We start from the raw sequence: 16,338 nt of genomic DNA, 5'->3' as shown, positions 1-16,338 counted from the left end.
CAATTTGTAATTTAAAAGACATTGAATAATCTTTTTGAGTCCGCTTCACATAGTGTGTTTCTTCATGTTTTTCCATTAGGATACTTATTGTGTATCGCTATTTCAGGACGGGACATTTTACATTGTAAAAAGGCTCGATTTAATGCAAATCGAGCCTTTTTATTTTTTACAAAGAAATTATGAATTTCTCTCCTCAAATCTAATTATTTGTGTCCTAAGACTTCCGCGATTGCTTTTTCAGCAAGAGGTGCCATTACTTGGTACCCTAATTTGTTAGGATGTACGCCATCTCCGGAATAGTCCGCATGCAATCCGTTGTGTTTATCTTGCATAGCTGAAAAATAATCGAGATAGAGAATGTCATTGGCGTCAGTATAAATTTTTATCATTTTATTTAAAGTAATCACTTTTTCAGCTGGATTTTGATTGGGATTCCAAGGGAAATCATACGCTGGTAAAACAGAACATAAAATCACTTTAATTTGGTTTGCTTTTGCCAATTCAGCCATCGAAAAGATATTGTTGGCTATCATTTCTAAAGTCGTGGGACCTGTATTACCGGCAATGTCATTGATGCCTGCTAGAATATGTACAACGGCTGGTTGCAACGCAACAACATCCGCTCTAAAACGGATAAGCATTTGAGGAGTTGTTTGTCCGCTGATGCCGCGATTGATATAAAGATTTTCATAAAAAAAATGAGGATCCGAAATGCTCCAAAATTCGGTTATGGAATCACCCATAAAAACTACTCTGTCTTTGCAAGAAGTTACTTTTTGCAGTGTCGTATTTTCGTTTTGGTATTTTTTTAAATTTGGCCAATCTTGAGCTAATTGTCTTCCCATAGTAATCAACATAAAGATTTATTTTCCTGAGTCAAGACACTTTTTCTAAAATTGAAATAAATATAAAGTTGTTTGTACAATCCTATTAACACTAATCGAATAAATCCGAAGATAAATACCGATCGCCACGGTCACAAATAATGGCTACAATTACGCCAGAATCTAATTCTTCGGCAATTTTAACCGCAGTTGCAACTGAACCACCGCTACTCATCCCCGCAAAAATTCCTTCCTCTAGCGCCAAACGTTTAGTCATGGCTCTTGCTTCTTCTTCTGAAACTTCAATGATTCGATCAACTTTATCAGCATCAAATATTTTTGGTAAATATTCCTGTGGCCATTTTCTAATTCCCGGTATTTGAGATCCATCGCTGGGTTGAGCGCCCACAATCTGAATTGCTGGATTCTTTTCTTTTAAATAACTTGAAGTACCGATTATGGTTCCCGTGGTTCCCATAGCTGCAATAAAGTGCGTTACAGTTCCTTCGGTATCGTTCCAGATTTCTGGTCCAGTTGTTTTGTAATGCGCTTTCCAGTTGTCTTCATTTGCAAACTGATTGAGCATCACGTAACCGCCTTCAGCTACTTTTTTGTCGGCATAATCTCGTGATCCAATAATTCCCGTTGCCGCAGGTGTTAAAATCACAGTAGCGCCATATGCACGCATTGTTTGCGTACGTTCTTTAGTAGAATTTTCTGGTAAAACCAATTCAATTTCGATATGGAACAATTGTGCAATCATTGCCAAAGCAATTCCGGTATTGCCACTTGTAGCCTCAATTAGCTTGTCTCCTTTTTTGATATCCCCTCGTTCTATGGCAGCAGCGATCATATTGTATGCGGCACGATCTTTTACACTACCTCCTGGGTTGTTGCCTTCGAGCTTTAATAAAAGTTTTACATTCTTGTTTTGTACCAAGTTAGTAGCTTCTACTAATGGTGTATTGCCAATTAGGTCTAATATTTTTTGTGATTTCATGCGGTGTAGTAACTTAAGGCGCAAACCTCAGATTTTAGGTTTACAATTGATATTCAAGGTTCAAGATTGTTTTATTAAGTGCGTATTTTAAAAACAGCAACAACAATAATAGCAGTGAATATTTTGGAAATAAAATAACATTTTTAGAGTTTTAAAACGAAATGCAAAGGTATTGAAGTATTTCTAAATATTTAGATCTTCTTCTAATAGCTATTGGGCATTTTTTGACATTTTTGTTAAATAAATGAATGAGAAAAACGATTTGAGATACAGCTTTTATTCCATTGAAATTTGAAAATAAAGTTGTATCTGTTTTATTTTCAATATGTAGGAGCCGATAATTAGTTTGGATGAAACTGTTTTTTTACTTTAGCCCATAAACATACCTCATGAAATCCAAAACTTCCTTCATCAGCGACATTTCAAAAAAAGAATTTCCTTTAATGGATAAAATTGCAGCAAAATCGATACGAAATCCAATTATGACACTAATTCAAAATGAGTATCCTGATTTTGATGAAAGCAAGTTTTTATCCATCTCAGAATTGAATATGTTTCGTGAAAAGTATATTTCGAATTACCTCGTTGTCGAAATAGGGGAGTTGTCTAATTTTGAAGCCAAAGTAATTGGATCGCTAAACGAGGACAAGTCTCTAGTAAATACAGTTGAAGATGAAATTGGTGTTCGAACTGTAGGTCAAAAAGTAGCAGATCAGGTAGCTGCTTTTGGCGGAAGCTGGAAATTCATAATCCTTTTTGGTGTTTTTATCTTTTTGTGGATTTTGGCTAATATTTATTTGCTGCTGAATAAAGGGTTTGATCCGTATCCTTTTATTTTATTGAATTTGATATTATCATGTCTTGCTGCTTTGCAGGCTCCGGTGATTATGATGAGTCAAAATCGTCAGGAAGAAAAAGATAGGGAAAGAGCCAAAAAAGATTATATGATAAATTTGAAATCAGAACTTGAAATTAGAATGCTTCATGAAAAACTGGATCATTTAATTATGCGCCAACAAGAAGAATTAATTGAAATTCAAAAAGTACAAATCGAAAAGATGAATGATATTTTATCACGTATCAAATAAATACGTTTGTAAAAAAAGTTAGGAATAGTAGTGTTTAAAATAATATCCCACAATCATTATAACACCATTTAGTAGTGCTGAACCGATAATCAATTTTTTGTAATTTCGGTTGGAATCAATCCAATTCAAAGCCAAAATTCCTAGAAAAAAAAGCGTGGTAAAAATGGCAGGATACATCTTGAAAGCGCCTTCAAAATCTCCTTGTATGAGGAGCAAAAAACTTCTTTGAAAACCACAACCCAAACACTCTATTCCGAACAGCGTTTTGCTTAAACAGGGCAACATGTATTTATCTAAATTCAATGGTTTTTATTTTTACAATTTTACAAAAAAAATAAGAAACGGTTGCTATACTAATTGATGCAATTTTAAATTCATTACTTTTGAAAACTGATAAGTAAAAAGATGAGAAAGTTTATAATTCCAATAATGGTTGTGGCGATTACAATTGCTTTATATGAGCAGGTGAGTGCCGAAAAAAATGTGTTCATTATGGTAATTGCTATTGTTGTTTTCATGATGGGAATGATGCGATTGAGTGCCAAAACACCGAGTAAAAATCAAGATAAAGAAGATGAAAATGTTTAATAAAGGAGATAAAGTATCTGTGCTTGACGAAGCAATAAACGGAGTAGTGTTGTCAGTCAATAACAAGCATGTTACCGTAGAAACAGAGGATGGATTTACGATGACATTTCTTGTCAACGAGTTAATTAAAATCAACGATTCCAGTAACTTACTAGATTCTATTAGAAGAATCAATGTAGATGAAATTGCGAAAGAAAAAGAGATTCTAAAACCACGTAATTTTGTCAAAGAAAAGAAATCAAAGCACGAAATTGCAGCCCCAGAGTTTGATTTACACATCGAAAAGTTAGTGCCCAACAAACGCGGAATGTCGAATTATGATATTCTAACATTACAAACGGAAACTGCAAAACGACATATAGAATTTGCCATTCGCAATCGCATTCCAAAGATTGTTTTTATCCACGGTGTGGGGGAAGGAATTCTGAAAGCAGAGTTGGATTTCTTATTAGGCCGTTATGATAATATTGCTTTTCAAGAAGGTAATTATCAAAAATATGGTCAAGGTGCAACAGAAGTTTTTATCAAACAAAGTGCGATGTAAATCAAATTTCACGTCTTTACAACACAAAAAAAAGGTCTAATTTTTAAGTGATTTAATGGATTAAATCACTTAAAAATTAGCCCTTTTTCTAGTACAAAAATCTGTTGATTTTGGACTAAAAATTCGGCTTTTTTTTAGGTTAATTTGTGGTCAATAATTCGCCATAAATGTAGTTGTCTCCTAAAATAAAATCGCTGTTTCCTTTATACATTTTTACTTTTTTAAGTACAACGGTATGCTTAAATCCTGTTCCAAAAGTAGTAGTTGTAACTTCAATTATTCCGCTCATATTTGCCACACCTGTTACTCCACTCCATTCTTCTGTTATTGCTGGAGTTGCAGGATAAGTAGTCTTGCAAAAATAATCATCAGTCAATAAACCAGAAAATAATCGGTAGGTAAGTTTGTTTTTAGTTTCGCCTATTAATCCTGTTCTTGGATTATTTAGTGGTGTTGCTTCATTTACAATTAGGTTGGGTTCAATGTCAAGAATAAGCGCTTCACTACTGTTCTTGTCATACAATTGTTTGGAAGTAGCACATTGCTTTAGCACTTTGGTAAAAGCAAATGGCAATGAATTAGTGCTGGTTGCATAGTCGCCAAAAACAAATGTCTCAGGCAATTGGGTACCATTCCCTTTATCGAACGTGATGTTTTTGAATATGATATTATGATTGTATCCAGTAATTTTAGTGCTGTTGTCGGTTTGGTTTGTGGTTTTCAAAGCAGTGGTTGTAATTACTATTTTCCCCGTAATACCTGTCCATTGATTGCTAACTACTGGTTTTGCCGGCGGTATTGATTCGCAAAGTGTAGCTGCCGTTACTGTACCGTCATAAGAGCGATAAATTACGCGGTTGGTGCTGCTAATATCTAATTCTTGAATTGTAGTTTCAGAGGGAAAAATAATTCCTGTAGCATCAAGAATAAGCGCTTCACTATCTTTTAGTTTATAAATTATGTTATTGGCGGAGCATTTTTGTGCGGTTGCATTTTCAAAATTTATATCTTCTTGAATTAAATCTCCATCATCACAACCATTTAGAAACATGGCGAAAATTAATATACTTACAACTCTTTTCATTTTTATACTATTTGTAACAAAAATAGAATTTTTAATTTGTTCCAATTGAATTCTACTTTAAATTTAGATTTTTTAACAAGATATTAGGTTTTTTATTTTTTTTAAAATGTTTAAAAAATAATAACGACAGTATTCTTTTTTGCAGCGATTGGTTGAATTCTAAGCGAGCATAAATCATTATCTTTGTTAAAATTTATCATTAAATGAGAATAAACAAATATTATCTTGCTGCCTTTTCTGCTTTTTTTATCTGGGGTTTTTTTAGTTTAGCTTTAAAACCGCTACATAATTACGCTTCGTTGGATATTTTATTTTACCGTGTTTTTTTTAGTGTTGCACTCATGGTATTCATCAATGGAGTTTTTAGGAGTAGTGTAATGTTGCAAAATTGGAATCATTTCAAGAGTTTGTCTATCAAACAAAAACAAAGTGTTGTCTTTTTAACGCTTGGGGGTGGCGTGCTACTGTCTTCAAACTGGTTTCTTTTTATTTATGTCATGAATCATATAAGTGTGAAAGCAGCTTCGCTGGCTTACATGATTTGTCCAATTTTGACAACTATATTGGCTTTTGTCATTTTGAAAGAAAAATTAAGTAAATGGCAATGGTTTGCGGTATTGATCAGCTTTTTTAGCTGTATTCTGCTGTCTATCAATCATTTCGAAGATCTATTTTACAGCTTGATTACGGCAGTTACTTATGCACTTTATTTAGTGAGCCAACGAAAAAATACGGAGTTGGATAAATTTCTTGTTTTAACGATTCAATTGGTTTTTACTGCGGTTATTTTGCTACCATTTTATCCTAGTCATAGTGGCTTGTTGCCTGTAGAGCCATTATTTTATGGCTGTTTATTAGTAATTGTAGTCTTTTTTACAATCATTCCATTGTTTTTGAATTTGTACGCATTAAAAGGAATTAATTCGTCTGCAGTTGGTATTATGATTTATATTAATCCCATTATTGGATTTCTATTAGCGCTATTTTATTATCATGAAGATGTAACTTCACTTCAGTTGTTTTCCTATGGGCTGATAATCATTTCGATAATTATCTTTAATGAGAAGTTTATTTTCCACAGGAAGTCTAAGGTCAACTCTTCAGAAATTGAGGTCTTAAAGTAATTTTTTAATTTTAAAAGTATGAAAAAAGTATATCTCGATAACGCTTCAACAACTGCTATTCGTGCCGAAGTGATCCAAGAAATGAGCAACGTTATGACAGAAGAGTATGGTAATCCATCTTCGACTCATAGTTTAGGTCGTGCCGCTAAAAATATATTGGAACTTTCTAGAAAATCGATAGCAAAGAATCTCAATGCGACTGCTCAGGAGATTATTTTTACTTCATGTGGAACAGAAGCCAATAATTGGATTCTTCGTTCTGCTGTAAAAGATTTACAAGTAAAACGAATTATTACCAGTAAAATAGAACATCATGCGGTTTTATACACGGCGTTAGTTTTAGAGAAAGAGTTTGGGATTCAAATTGATTATGTGAATGTTAAACCCAATGGCGAAATAGACATTACGCATTTAGTAGAGTTACTTTCAAAGGATATAAAAACCCTTGTAAGTCTGATGCACGTTAATAATGAAACTGGCACTATCTTAGATTTAGAGCGAATTGGTCGTATTTGTCAAGAGCATAAGGTTTTGTTTCATTCAGATACCGTTCAATCTATTGGTAAAATGAATATTGATTTGCAATCGATTTCCGTTAATTTTATTGTGGCGAGCGCCCATAAATTTCATGGACCAAAAGGAGTTGGTTTTGCTTATATTCGAAAAAATTCAGGTTTACAACCCTTGTTTTTTGGTGGGGAGCAAGAAAAAGGACTGCGAGCTGGAACCGAAGCCTTACACCAAATTGCGGGTATGGCAAAAGCATTGGAACTTTCCTATGCTAATCTTGAAACAGAAAAAGATCATATTATAGCGTTAAAAAATTATTTGATCATCCAACTTAAAACTGAATTTCCTGATTTCAAAATCAATGGAACTCCAAACGGATTTTATACAGTTTTGAATGTTCTATTACCTTTTGCTCCAGCAAAAACAGCGATGCTACTGTTTCATTTAGACATGAAAGGAATTGCTGTTTCTCGCGGAAGTGCTTGTCAGTCTGGTAGCATAAAACCATCACATGTTCTAGCCGAAATGCTTTCTGACGATGATTTAAAAAAGCCAAGTTTACGCATTTCGTTTAGTCATTTTAACACAAAAGAGGATATTGATGTGCTGATTGAGGCTTTGAAAAGCATTTAAAATAATTGTTTCAAAGTCGTTTTCTAATAGGATACTTATTGTGTATCGTTATTTCAGGACGGGACATAATTGTAAAAAAAAACGCCGTTGCTATCAAGCAACGGCGTTTTTCGATTAAGCAATAAATTATTTAGGCATAACCACTGTATCAATAGCATGTATTACTCCGTTTGAAGCAGCTACATCAGCAAGTACTACCATTGCAGATCCACCTTTAGCATCCGTTAGCATTACTTTTCCATTCATCAAACTTAAAACAATTTTACCACCTTGTACAGTAGTAACGGTATATTTTCCGTTGTTTTTGTTGATAGCATCAATTACAGTTGCAGCGTCAAATTTACCAGATACAACGTGATACGTTAACACTGCTTTTAATTTTTCAAGACTCTCTGGTTTCAATAAACCATCTACAGTTCCAGCAGGTAGTTTGTCGAATGCTGCATTATTCGGTGCAAATACTGTGAAAGGTCCTTCGCTGCTTAAAGTTTCTACCAACCCAGCTGCTTTAACTGCTGCCACAAGTGTTGAAAAATCAGCATTTCCAGCTGCTACACCTACGATGTTTGGAGTTTCTTCAACAACTGTTGTGTCTACTGCTACAGCAGTAGTGTCTGCCATTTCTGTTGATTCAGCTTGTTTCTTTTCTCCACAAGAAGTTGCGATTGCTCCTAAAAGTACAAATGCGCTAATTGTTTTTACTAATTTCATAATATTATTTTTGTTTAAATTAAGATCTTCAAATATATACATAAATTTAATTTGTTTAATTTTTTTAACAATAAATTAAACAAATAGTAATATTGTAATTTTTAATAATTTGACTTTACAGGATTATAAATCCGTTAGGTTCACATAAAATAGCTTTTAATTAGGGTAATTTAGTAACATTTAGCGAGAAGAATTAAACTGCAAGCTAGTAATGGTGTTTAATAAATTCTTCGTTTAAACAAACAAACCTTCAATGCTTAAATAATGTTCTCCAGTATCGTAACAAAAGGTTAATACCTTAGCATTTTCTGGGATTTCTGGTAGTTTTTTAGCCACGGCAGCCAGTGATGCCCCAGATGAGATTCCAATAAACATTCCTTCCTCTTTAGCTGCTCTTTGTGCATAGGCAAAGGCTTCGTCCTTGCTCACTTGTATGGTTCCATCAAGTAAATTTGTATGCAGGTTTACAGGTATAAATCCAGCGCCAATTCCCTGTATAGGGTGAGGAGCAGGATCACCACCACTAATAACTGGTGACGCTTCAGGTTCTACTGCAAATACTTTTAAGTTGGGGTAATGTTGTTTCAAAATTGCAGCACAACCCGTAATATGACCTCCCGTTCCTACGCCAGTAATCATATAATCTAAACCGTCTGGAAATGCTTTTATAATTTCTAATGCGGTTGTTTTTTTATGAATTTCAATATTGGCAGGATTTTCAAATTGTAGCGGAGACCACGAATTAGGGATCTCGCTGACTAATTCTTTAGCTTTTTCTAAAGCACCTTTCATTCCTTTTTCGCGGGGTGTCAAAACAAATTCTGCACCGTACAAACTCATGAGTCGGCGACGTTCAATAGACATCGATTCTGGCATAACTAGTATTAAAGTATAACCTTTTACTGCCGCTACCATTGCTAGTCCAATTCCCGTATTCCCTGAAGTAGCTTCAATGATGGTTCCACCTTTTTTTAGTAGCCCTTTTTCTTCGGCATCTTCGATCATGGCTAGAGCAATTCTATCCTTGATACTAGCGCCAGGATTAGCACGTTCGAGCTTAATCCACACATTATGGTTGGCCCCAAATAAGCGATTAATTTTTACATGTGGCGTATTGCCAATTGTTTCGAGTATGTTGTTGTATTTCATAATATTTATATTGAGAAAAAATTGATGTCTTTAATTTCTTGTTGATTCAAAACCGTATTTTTATTGGATTGCATCACAAAGGAGTACGGATTTACACTCTTGGTAATAAACGTGTTTCCGCCCACAATACTGTGATTGCCTATAATGGTACTTCCGCCTAAAATCGTTGCATTGGCATAAATAATAACATGATCCTCAACTGTAGGATGGCGTTTTTTCTGTTGCATGCTCTTTTCTACTTGCAAAGCTCCCAAAGTAACACCTTGATAAATACTCACATACTTCCCAATAATTGTGGTTTCACCAATAACAATTCCGGTCCCATGATCTATCATGAACGGAACATCAATGGTTGCACTGGGGTGAATGTCAATTCCAGTTTTGCTATGTGCGTATTCCGTAAGTATTCGCGGTAGCAGACAAGCTGTTCGAGATGCAATAGCATTGGCAATGCGATAGACTTCTATAGCAAAAAAACCAGGATAGGAGTTGATTATTTCCTGAATACAGTCTGCTGCAGGATCAGTATCTAGAATCGCTTGCGCATCTTTTTGCATAGCATTATATAAACTGGGTAACCTTGTGTAAAAAGCTTCGGCATCATCTAAAATTTCATTAGCCGTTTTATCTTTTACGATTTCTGAAAGAATTGCAATAAAGTTGGCTTTATTTTGATCCAATAGTAATTCGATATGGATAGTTTCAAGAGCCTTCTCGGGAAATAATATTTTGAACAAATCATCAATCCAATTGATAATTTTTGAAGAGTCAATCGCTCGTACCCAATTTTCATTTTGGTTTTTATGTAATATATTCGAAAAACGGGTGGATTCAATATTCATTGATGGTAAAATAAATTCAGAATTAAACTAGTAAAATCACTTAAAAACAAAGATAGAGTAGAATTGAATACGTTCAAAACCCTGATTTGTAAATAAATGTTAATATGTTAAATTCCCACAAAATGAGTTCTTTGTGTTTAAAATAAATTTTTATTTAGATATCGTGATGAGAAACTAATCAATACAGGTTGGAGAATAAAATATTACAAGTAAATTTATTTTATTGACAAAAGGCGAACCAAGTATCTAATTTTCTTCTAAAATGGATTTGATCAAAATTTTATTTTTAGACGGCATTAGTTTATGATATACAGAACCAATAGCATAGGGTTTGATAAAATTATATATTTTTTTTATTTCATTAATTTGGTTTAAAGCAGACCGATTGATGGAAATTGATAACTTTTGCAACGCAGCAGTATTGTCATTTATTTCCATTTCTAATATCGATTGAATACAGTCTTTTTTTAGAATATGTCCCACCATTCCTGGAGCTGTAATAGTTTTTAAAAATCTTAATTTTTCTGCAATTTTGATGTTTTGTAGCCCATTATAGCAGTAATTGGTTTGTTTATTCATAAAAGTTTTTTTCAAATTATACAGTAAAGAATCATTGACTGTTTTCCCTACATTTCCAATTTCAACTTTAATTAGTGAGAACTGAACAGTTGTATTTTTATGAAAATGCAAAACCGTATTGATACTTCGATTGCTATTGATCACTGCAGAATGGTGTTTTCTAATGCTTATATGCTGACCTGAACTGCCAAAACTGTGTTTGAAATGATCGCCATCACAGTAAGCAAATATAATTGATGATGTGCCTAAAGATTCCATACTTAGCATTACATCATCAAAAAATGTCATCTCAACCTGAACAGCAGTAATGCCATTTATAAAAGTAATTCCTTGAATTTGCCCTTTTATTAAATCAGTATTTAAGTTTAGTTTAAAATCGTTATCAGTTGAATTTAAAATAGCACTAAATGAATTTTCAAGTCCGTTAAAAACATCGCTAATTGTTTCAGCATTCAAATAAATATTTTTCATAGACTTTTATTTAAATAGTTAGATAAAGAAATTTTTCTGTGTTTGATTTACTATTTTCATTTAGTCAAATTACTGAATTATAAGGACTTATGTTGTTGTGTAATTCTGTAAAAAAGTTTCATAATTTTTAGATTAACAGTTTGAAAACCAATACTTAAATTGAGAATTTAAGCTTAATAATATACTAAGTATTGATACTTCGCCATATTGGATTTGAAAAGAATAAATACTGTATTCTTATTTAAATGCCATAAAAAAATCCGATTGGTGTACACCAATCGGATTAATAAATCTGAAATCAAAAATCGTTACTGAGCCTAAAAGATAGAATTGGCCTAGTAATCCAAAAGTTGAAATCTATAAATGTATAACTTCGCCATATGCATCCGCAACCGCTTCCATAACTGCTTCGCTCATGGTAGGGTGTGGGTGAATTGATTTTAGGATTTCATGTCCAGTAGTTTCCAGTTTACGCGCTACAACTGCTTCAGCAATCATATCTGTAACTCCTGCTCCAATCATGTGACAACCCAACCATTCACCATATTTTGCATCAAAAATTACTTTTACAAAACCATCAGGTGTTCCTGAGGCTTTTGCTTTTCCAGATGCCGAGAATGGGAATTTACCAATCTTTAATTCGTATCCTTTTTCTTTAGCTTGTTTTTCAGTCAAACCAACTGAGGCAATTTCTGGAGTTGCATACGTACAACCTGGTACGTTTCCGTAGTCGATAGGTTCTACATGAAGTCCTGCGATTTTTTCTACACAATTAATTCCTTCTGCTGATGCTACGTGTGCTAGAGCTTGTCCTGGCGTAACATCACCAATAGCGTAATATCCTGGAATGTTTGTTTGGTTGTAGGCATTTACCAAAATTTTATCTTTATCAGTAGCGATTCCTACTTCTTCTAATCCAATGTTTTCAATGTTGGTTTTGATTCCAACAGCCGAAAGTAAGATCTCTGCTTCTAGAACTTCTTCTCCTTTTGCCGTTTTCACAAATGCTTTTACACCTGCTCCAGAAGTATCAATTCTCTCAACAGACGAGTTTGTCATGATTTTAATTCCTGCTTTTTTCAAAGAACGCTCCATTTGTTTCGAAATGTCTTCGTCTTCAACGGGAACTATATTTGGCATAAATTCTACAATGGTTACTTCAGTTCCCATAGAATTGTAGAAGTGTGCAAACTCAACTCCAATAGCGCCAGAACCTACAATAATCATTGATTTTGGTTGGGTTGCCAGTGTCATTGCTTTTCTGTAACCAATCACTTTAACATCATCTTGAGGTAAATTTGGCAATTCACGAGAACGAGCTCCAGTAGCAATTATAATATGGTCTGCACTATATTCTGTAACGGTATTGTCTTTGGCAGTAACATCAATTTTCTTTCCTGGTTTTAGTTTTCCAAAACCATCAATTACGTCAATTTTATTTTTTTTCATTAGGAACTGAACTCCTTTGCTCATTCCATCAGCAACAGAACGACTGCGTTGTACTACAGCTGAGAAATCTTTGTCAAATGATGAAACAGTCAATCCATAATCAGAAGCGTGTTTTAAATAATCAAAAACTTGAGCTGATTTTAGTAACGCTTTCGTTGGGATACATCCCCAATTTAAGCATACACCTCCTAAGTTTTCTTTCTCTATTACGGCTACTTTAAAGCCTAATTGTGATGCTCTAATCGCTGTAACATATCCGCCTGGACCACTTCCTAAAACTATAATGTCGTATTTCATTTTTTAATTTTATTTGTTTTTTATTTTTAGTAAAATGCAATTAATCGTATTATTGTTATTTTACAGTTTGTTTTTTAGCTTTTCTGTAGCAAAATTAAGGATTTATTTTAAAAAAAAATGCCGTTTGTCTAGTTTATTAGAAAGCATAAGTTGTGCTGAAGTATTATTTCATTTTTAAATAAGCTTCGATATAATTGCTGGTTGAAAAATACTCCTCTTTTAATTTTTTTAAATGAAGAAATACATCTTGTTGCTGCGGATAATTAGAATCCAAACAATCTTTAAGCTCGGCGTCTCTAACGCTCATAATGATGTACCAATAGCCATTTCTGGAGGTATAAAGGCCATCAAGGATAGGATCATTGCCCTTGGCGCTTAATGCTGCATCAACTGCAAAGGGTATTAAATTTACTGTTTTTGTGGTTCTCTCTCGTTCAAAAAAGGATAAATAGTAGATTCTATTATTGATAGTAATTGGAATATTCGACTCAACATTTGTATGATTCAAATCATATTTTGCATTCATAAAATTGTAAAACTCAGCAGCATTTTTTGTGTCTTCAAAAATGAATCCATTACAATTTGGAAGATCCTTTTTAAATTTTTTTGCATTTGCTATTTTTTCTCCTTTGATAATCGGCGCAATTTTTACTGGAATGCAAGAGTGAGCCATCAGGATTAATAGACAAAAACAAATTTTTTTCATAAACGGAAAAGTTAATTTGATGGTATTAATAGGTTCGTTTAATTAATTTTTAGTTCGCTACCGAAAACTGAGAGTCATATAAATTCTTATAATACCCGTTTTCACGGTTTATCAATTCTTGATGCGTTCCTTGTTCTACGACAAGACCTTTATCCATTACCACAATTTTATCAGCATTCACAATAGTTGCCAATCGATGCGCAATTACAATTGATGTTCTGCCTTTTGTTATGGTTTCCGTCGCACGTTGAATTAATTCCTCAGAATAGGTATCAATTGATGAAGTGGCTTCATCTAAAATTAAAATACTTGGATTGCTTACATACGCCCTCAAAAAAGCGATTATCTGGCGTTGCCCAGATGAGAGCATAACTCCGCGTTCTTTTACATCAAAATCATAATTATCGGGTAAGCTCATGATGAAATCGTGCACGCCTATTTTTTTGGCTGCAGCCAAGACTTGTTCTCTACTAATTTCATCATTATTTAAAGTAATATTGTTAAAAATGGTGTCTGCAAAAAGGAAAACATCTTGTAGGACAACTGCAATTTGTTTTCGTAAGGAACTTAATGTATAATTCTCAATATTTTGATTGTCAATAAAAATAGACCCACTGTTAATTTCATAAAAACGGTTTAGTAAGTTGATAATTGTTGATTTACCAGCACCTGTCGAGCCTACAATGGCAATTGTTTGACCAGCATTTACCTCTAAATCAATTCCTTTTATCACCTCTTCATCCGGAATATATCCAAAACGGACTTTTTCAAATCGGATATCTCCTTTAAAGATAGGTGCTTCAATAATTCCTGTATCTTGAATTTGATCTTCGGTATCTAAAATATCAAAAACGCGGTTTGCTGCAATCATGCCCAGTTGCATTTCGTTGAATTTATCTGCAATTTGGCGCAAAGGGTTGAACAACATTCCGATGAACATGGTGTACGAAAATAAATCTCCAAAAGTGGTAAAAGTATCTCCGTTTAATATTTTTATTCCGCCATAAAGCACAATAAAACCAAGTGTTAAAGACGAAATAATATCAGCAATAGGAAAAAATATGGAGTTATAAAGAATAGTTTTAATCCAAGCAGTTTTGTGTTTATTGTTGATTTGTTTGAACTTTTCGTATTCAATTTTTTCACGATTAAAGAGTTGCACAATCTTCATTCCGGTTACTCGTTCTTGTACAAAGGAGTTCATATTGGCAATTTGCGTACGCACTTCCTCAAAAGCAACTTGCATTTTCTTTTGAAAGATTCGGGTGAAAAAGACCAAGATTGGCATAGCCACAATCACAATCCAGGTTAAGGTCCAGTTCATATAAAACATGAATGCCAGAACCACAACCATTTTCATCAAATCACTAATAATCATGAATAAACCTTGGCTAAAAATCCGAGCAATAGATTCGATATCCGAAACCGATCGTGTTACAAGTTGACCCACCGGAACGTGATCAAAATATTTCATTCGGAAACTCAAAATGTGTTGAAACAGTTTCGTTCGAATGTCTTTTACAATATCCTGACCGAGCCAGTTCGCCCAAAACACAAAGTAAAATTGAGAAAACACTTCGAATAAAAGTACGATTCCCATCAAAACTACGTACAGTAACAATCCTTGTTTATCTTCGGTTGCAATATAACCATCAACGGTTTGTTTCAATAAATAAGGACGTAAAGCTGCAAAAATAGACAATGAAATGGCGAAAATAATCACACCATTAAAACGCCATTTATAGGGTTTTGTGAATTTTAAAATTCGTTTGAATAATCGCGTATCAAATGCTTTTGCTTTCATGTTTTTTTTTTAAAGCCTTATGCTGTAGGCATAATGCGTAAATCTTACAGCCTGAAGCTATAAATAATCGTATTCTATTTTGGTTAAATATAAACCATGTGCCGGTACCGAAAAACCTGCTTTATCTCTGTTTTTACTTTCTATAATAGCCGAAAAATCTTTTAATGTGATTTTGTGTAATCCAACATTTACAAGTGTTCCCACAATGGCACGCACCATATTGCGCAAAAAACGATTGGCCGAAATGGTAAAAATCAAATTACCGTTGTCTCGCTTCCAATAGGCCTCAAAGATAGTACAGTCAAAAGTATTGACATCGGTATTTACTTTAGAAAAACACTGAAAATCAGTGTGTTTAAATAATAGTTGGCCCGCTTCATTCATTAAATTAATATCTAATGGTTGATGGAAATACCAACTGTGTTCCTGTCTGAAAGCATCCTTAAAAGTATTGATATGATATTCGTAGGTTCTTTTGGTTGCATCAAAACGGGAGTGTGCTTGGTCGTTTACCGGAATAATGTCATAAACCACAATATCTTTTGGCAAGTAGGAGTTTAGTTTATGTACTAAACGTGCCACATCTATAGGCGTTTCAAAATCAAAATGGGCGTACATTTCCTTTGCATGAACTCCGGTATCGGTTCTACCGGCTCCCATAAGGTTGATAGTTGTATTTAATAGCACCGAAAACGCTTTGTTCATTGTTTCCTGAACAGATGCAGCGTTTGGCTGGTATTGCCAACCGTGATATTGGGTCCCGTTGTATGCTAATTTTATGAAATATCTCAACTGTCTTTTTTTGAAGTTACAAAGATACTTATTAATTTTTTTGCCACGAAGTCGCGCAGGTGCAAACTTTGTTAAGTTTCGATTTCATTTTTTATTTGGAATTCGAATGTTTATTTTTACCGCAAAACCCTTGCCCAGATAGC

17 protein-coding genes are annotated in these 16,338 nt (G+C 33.8%); 5 read left to right on the top strand and 12 right to left on the bottom strand.

Going from position 1 to position 16,338, the window contains the following annotated elements; all coding sequences use genetic code 11:
- Nucleotides 1-203 precede the first annotated feature (203 nt).
- Together ACNQGO_RS12895 and cysM are read right to left on the bottom strand one after the other, a co-directional pair.
- On the bottom strand, nt 204-845 hold the full coding sequence (locus ACNQGO_RS12895) for an SGNH/GDSL hydrolase family protein (RefSeq protein ID WP_417985508.1): 642 nt from the start codon (nt 843-845) through the stop codon (nt 204-206).
- Between the two features lie 91 nt (nt 846-936).
- On the bottom strand, nt 937-1,824 hold the full coding sequence (gene cysM / locus ACNQGO_RS12890; protein ID WP_417985507.1) for a cysteine synthase CysM: 888 nt from the start codon (nt 1,822-1,824) through the stop codon (nt 937-939).
- Nucleotides 1,825-2,213: 389 nt separating this feature from the next.
- Here cysM and ACNQGO_RS12885 point away from each other — a divergent pair, with 389 nt between their 5' ends.
- Complete coding sequence (locus ACNQGO_RS12885) at nt 2,214-2,912, top strand: DUF1003 domain-containing protein (protein ID WP_417985506.1); 699 nt, start codon at nt 2,214-2,216, stop codon at nt 2,910-2,912.
- Between the two features lie 18 nt (nt 2,913-2,930).
- On the opposite strand, the gene ACNQGO_RS12880 is transcribed toward ACNQGO_RS12885, so the two are convergent.
- Nucleotides 2,931-3,215 (bottom strand): DUF2752 domain-containing protein, encoded by a 285-nt coding sequence (locus tag ACNQGO_RS12880; RefSeq protein WP_417971317.1) that lies wholly within the window; start codon nt 3,213-3,215, stop codon nt 2,931-2,933.
- 102 nt (nt 3,216-3,317) lie between these two features.
- On the opposite strand from ACNQGO_RS12880, the gene ACNQGO_RS12875 reads away from it, so the two are divergent.
- Nucleotides 3,318-3,500: a hypothetical protein gene (locus tag ACNQGO_RS12875; RefSeq protein WP_417985505.1), complete on the top strand. Its 183-nt coding sequence runs from the start codon at nt 3,318-3,320 to the stop codon at nt 3,498-3,500.
- Nucleotides 3,493-4,044, top strand: coding sequence for a Smr/MutS family protein (locus tag ACNQGO_RS12870; RefSeq protein ID WP_417985510.1), 552 nt, complete (start codon nt 3,493-3,495; stop codon nt 4,042-4,044). Before ACNQGO_RS12875 ends, ACNQGO_RS12870 begins: the two co-directional genes overlap by 8 nt.
- A 139-nt stretch (nt 4,045-4,183) precedes the next feature.
- On the opposite strand, the gene ACNQGO_RS12865 is transcribed toward ACNQGO_RS12870, so the two are convergent.
- On the bottom strand, nt 4,184-5,128 hold the full coding sequence (locus tag ACNQGO_RS12865) for a hypothetical protein (protein WP_417985504.1): 945 nt from the start codon (nt 5,126-5,128) through the stop codon (nt 4,184-4,186).
- Nucleotides 5,129-5,331: 203 nt separating this feature from the next.
- Between ACNQGO_RS12865 and ACNQGO_RS12860 the strand changes: the two genes are divergently transcribed.
- On the top strand, nt 5,332-6,252 hold the full coding sequence (locus ACNQGO_RS12860) for an EamA family transporter (RefSeq protein ID WP_417985503.1): 921 nt from the start codon (nt 5,332-5,334) through the stop codon (nt 6,250-6,252).
- Between the two features lie 18 nt (nt 6,253-6,270).
- Nucleotides 6,271-7,395 carry a cysteine desulfurase family protein gene (locus ACNQGO_RS12855; protein WP_417985502.1) on the top strand — a complete coding sequence of 375 codons (1,125 nt, stop codon included), beginning with the start codon at nt 6,271-6,273 and terminating at the stop codon, nt 7,393-7,395.
- A 126-nt stretch (nt 7,396-7,521) separates the two neighbouring features.
- Here the strand turns inward: ACNQGO_RS12855 and ACNQGO_RS12850 are convergent, their stop codons facing one another.
- From ACNQGO_RS12850 to truA, 8 genes are all read right to left on the bottom strand, one after another.
- Nucleotides 7,522-8,106, bottom strand: coding sequence for a fasciclin domain-containing protein (locus ACNQGO_RS12850; RefSeq protein ID WP_417985501.1), 585 nt, complete (start codon nt 8,104-8,106; stop codon nt 7,522-7,524).
- A 234-nt stretch (nt 8,107-8,340) separates the two neighbouring features.
- The gene (gene cysK / locus ACNQGO_RS12845) at nt 8,341-9,255 is read right to left on the bottom strand and encodes a cysteine synthase A (RefSeq protein WP_417985500.1); all 915 of its coding nucleotides are present in this window, start codon (nt 9,253-9,255) and stop codon (nt 8,341-8,343) included.
- Nucleotides 9,256-9,260: 5 nt separating this feature from the next.
- On the bottom strand, nt 9,261-10,097 hold the full coding sequence (locus ACNQGO_RS12840) for a serine O-acetyltransferase (RefSeq protein ID WP_417985499.1): 837 nt from the start codon (nt 10,095-10,097) through the stop codon (nt 9,261-9,263).
- A 246-nt stretch (nt 10,098-10,343) separates the two neighbouring features.
- Nucleotides 10,344-11,147: a hypothetical protein gene (locus ACNQGO_RS12835; RefSeq protein WP_417985498.1), complete on the bottom strand. Its 804-nt coding sequence runs from the start codon at nt 11,145-11,147 to the stop codon at nt 10,344-10,346.
- Nucleotides 11,148-11,504: 357 nt separating this feature from the next.
- Nucleotides 11,505-12,893, bottom strand: coding sequence for a dihydrolipoyl dehydrogenase (gene lpdA, locus ACNQGO_RS12830; protein ID WP_417971327.1), 1,389 nt, complete (start codon nt 12,891-12,893; stop codon nt 11,505-11,507).
- 163 nt (nt 12,894-13,056) lie between these two features.
- Complete coding sequence (locus ACNQGO_RS12825) at nt 13,057-13,599, bottom strand: hypothetical protein (RefSeq protein ID WP_417985497.1); 543 nt, start codon at nt 13,597-13,599, stop codon at nt 13,057-13,059.
- Between the two features lie 49 nt (nt 13,600-13,648).
- Nucleotides 13,649-15,403, bottom strand: a complete 1,755-nt coding sequence (locus tag ACNQGO_RS12820) for an ABC transporter ATP-binding protein (RefSeq protein ID WP_417985496.1) — start codon at nt 15,401-15,403, stop codon at nt 13,649-13,651.
- A gap of 57 nt (nt 15,404-15,460) precedes the next feature.
- On the bottom strand, nt 15,461-16,195 hold the full coding sequence (truA, locus tag ACNQGO_RS12815; RefSeq protein WP_417985495.1) for a tRNA pseudouridine(38-40) synthase TruA: 735 nt from the start codon (nt 16,193-16,195) through the stop codon (nt 15,461-15,463).
- Nucleotides 16,196-16,338: the final 143 nt, after the last annotated feature.

This window comes from Flavobacterium frigidum, from assembly GCF_048286735.1.
In the GTDB taxonomy this organism is placed as follows: Bacteria; Bacteroidota; Bacteroidia; order Flavobacteriales; family Flavobacteriaceae; genus Flavobacterium.
The sequence above is the reverse complement of the archived record's forward strand: the minus strand, read 5'-3'. Positions and strand labels throughout refer to the sequence as shown.

Bases quoted from the DNA above. Each gene is read 5' to 3' on its own strand.
- ACNQGO_RS12895 (WP_417985508.1), bottom strand. From the start codon at position 845: ATGGGAAGACAATTAGCTCAAGATTGGCCAAATTTAAAAAAATACCAA.
- cysM (WP_417985507.1), bottom strand. From the start codon at position 1,824: ATGAAATCACAAAAAATATTAGACCTAATTGGCAATACACCATTAGTA.
- ACNQGO_RS12885 (WP_417985506.1), top strand. From the start codon at position 2,214: ATGAAATCCAAAACTTCCTTCATCAGCGACATTTCAAAAAAAGAATTT.
- ACNQGO_RS12875 (WP_417985505.1), top strand. From the start codon at position 3,318: ATGAGAAAGTTTATAATTCCAATAATGGTTGTGGCGATTACAATTGCT.
- ACNQGO_RS12870 (WP_417985510.1), top strand. From the start codon at position 3,493: ATGTTTAATAAAGGAGATAAAGTATCTGTGCTTGACGAAGCAATAAAC.
- ACNQGO_RS12865 (WP_417985504.1), bottom strand. From the start codon at position 5,128: ATGAAAAGAGTTGTAAGTATATTAATTTTCGCCATGTTTCTAAATGGT.
- ACNQGO_RS12860 (WP_417985503.1), top strand. From the start codon at position 5,332: ATGAGAATAAACAAATATTATCTTGCTGCCTTTTCTGCTTTTTTTATC.
- ACNQGO_RS12855 (WP_417985502.1), top strand. From the start codon at position 6,271: ATGAAAAAAGTATATCTCGATAACGCTTCAACAACTGCTATTCGTGCC.
- ACNQGO_RS12850 (WP_417985501.1), bottom strand. From the start codon at position 8,106: ATGAAATTAGTAAAAACAATTAGCGCATTTGTACTTTTAGGAGCAATC.
- cysK (WP_417985500.1), bottom strand. From the start codon at position 9,255: ATGAAATACAACAACATACTCGAAACAATTGGCAATACGCCACATGTA.
- ACNQGO_RS12840 (WP_417985499.1), bottom strand. From the start codon at position 10,097: ATGAATATTGAATCCACCCGTTTTTCGAATATATTACATAAAAACCAA.
- ACNQGO_RS12835 (WP_417985498.1), bottom strand. From the start codon at position 11,147: ATGAAAAATATTTATTTGAATGCTGAAACAATTAGCGATGTTTTTAAC.
- lpdA (WP_417971327.1), bottom strand. From the start codon at position 12,893: ATGAAATACGACATTATAGTTTTAGGAAGTGGTCCAGGCGGATATGTT.
- ACNQGO_RS12825 (WP_417985497.1), bottom strand. From the start codon at position 13,599: ATGAAAAAAATTTGTTTTTGTCTATTAATCCTGATGGCTCACTCTTGC.
- ACNQGO_RS12820 (WP_417985496.1), bottom strand. From the start codon at position 15,403: ATGAAAGCAAAAGCATTTGATACGCGATTATTCAAACGAATTTTAAAA.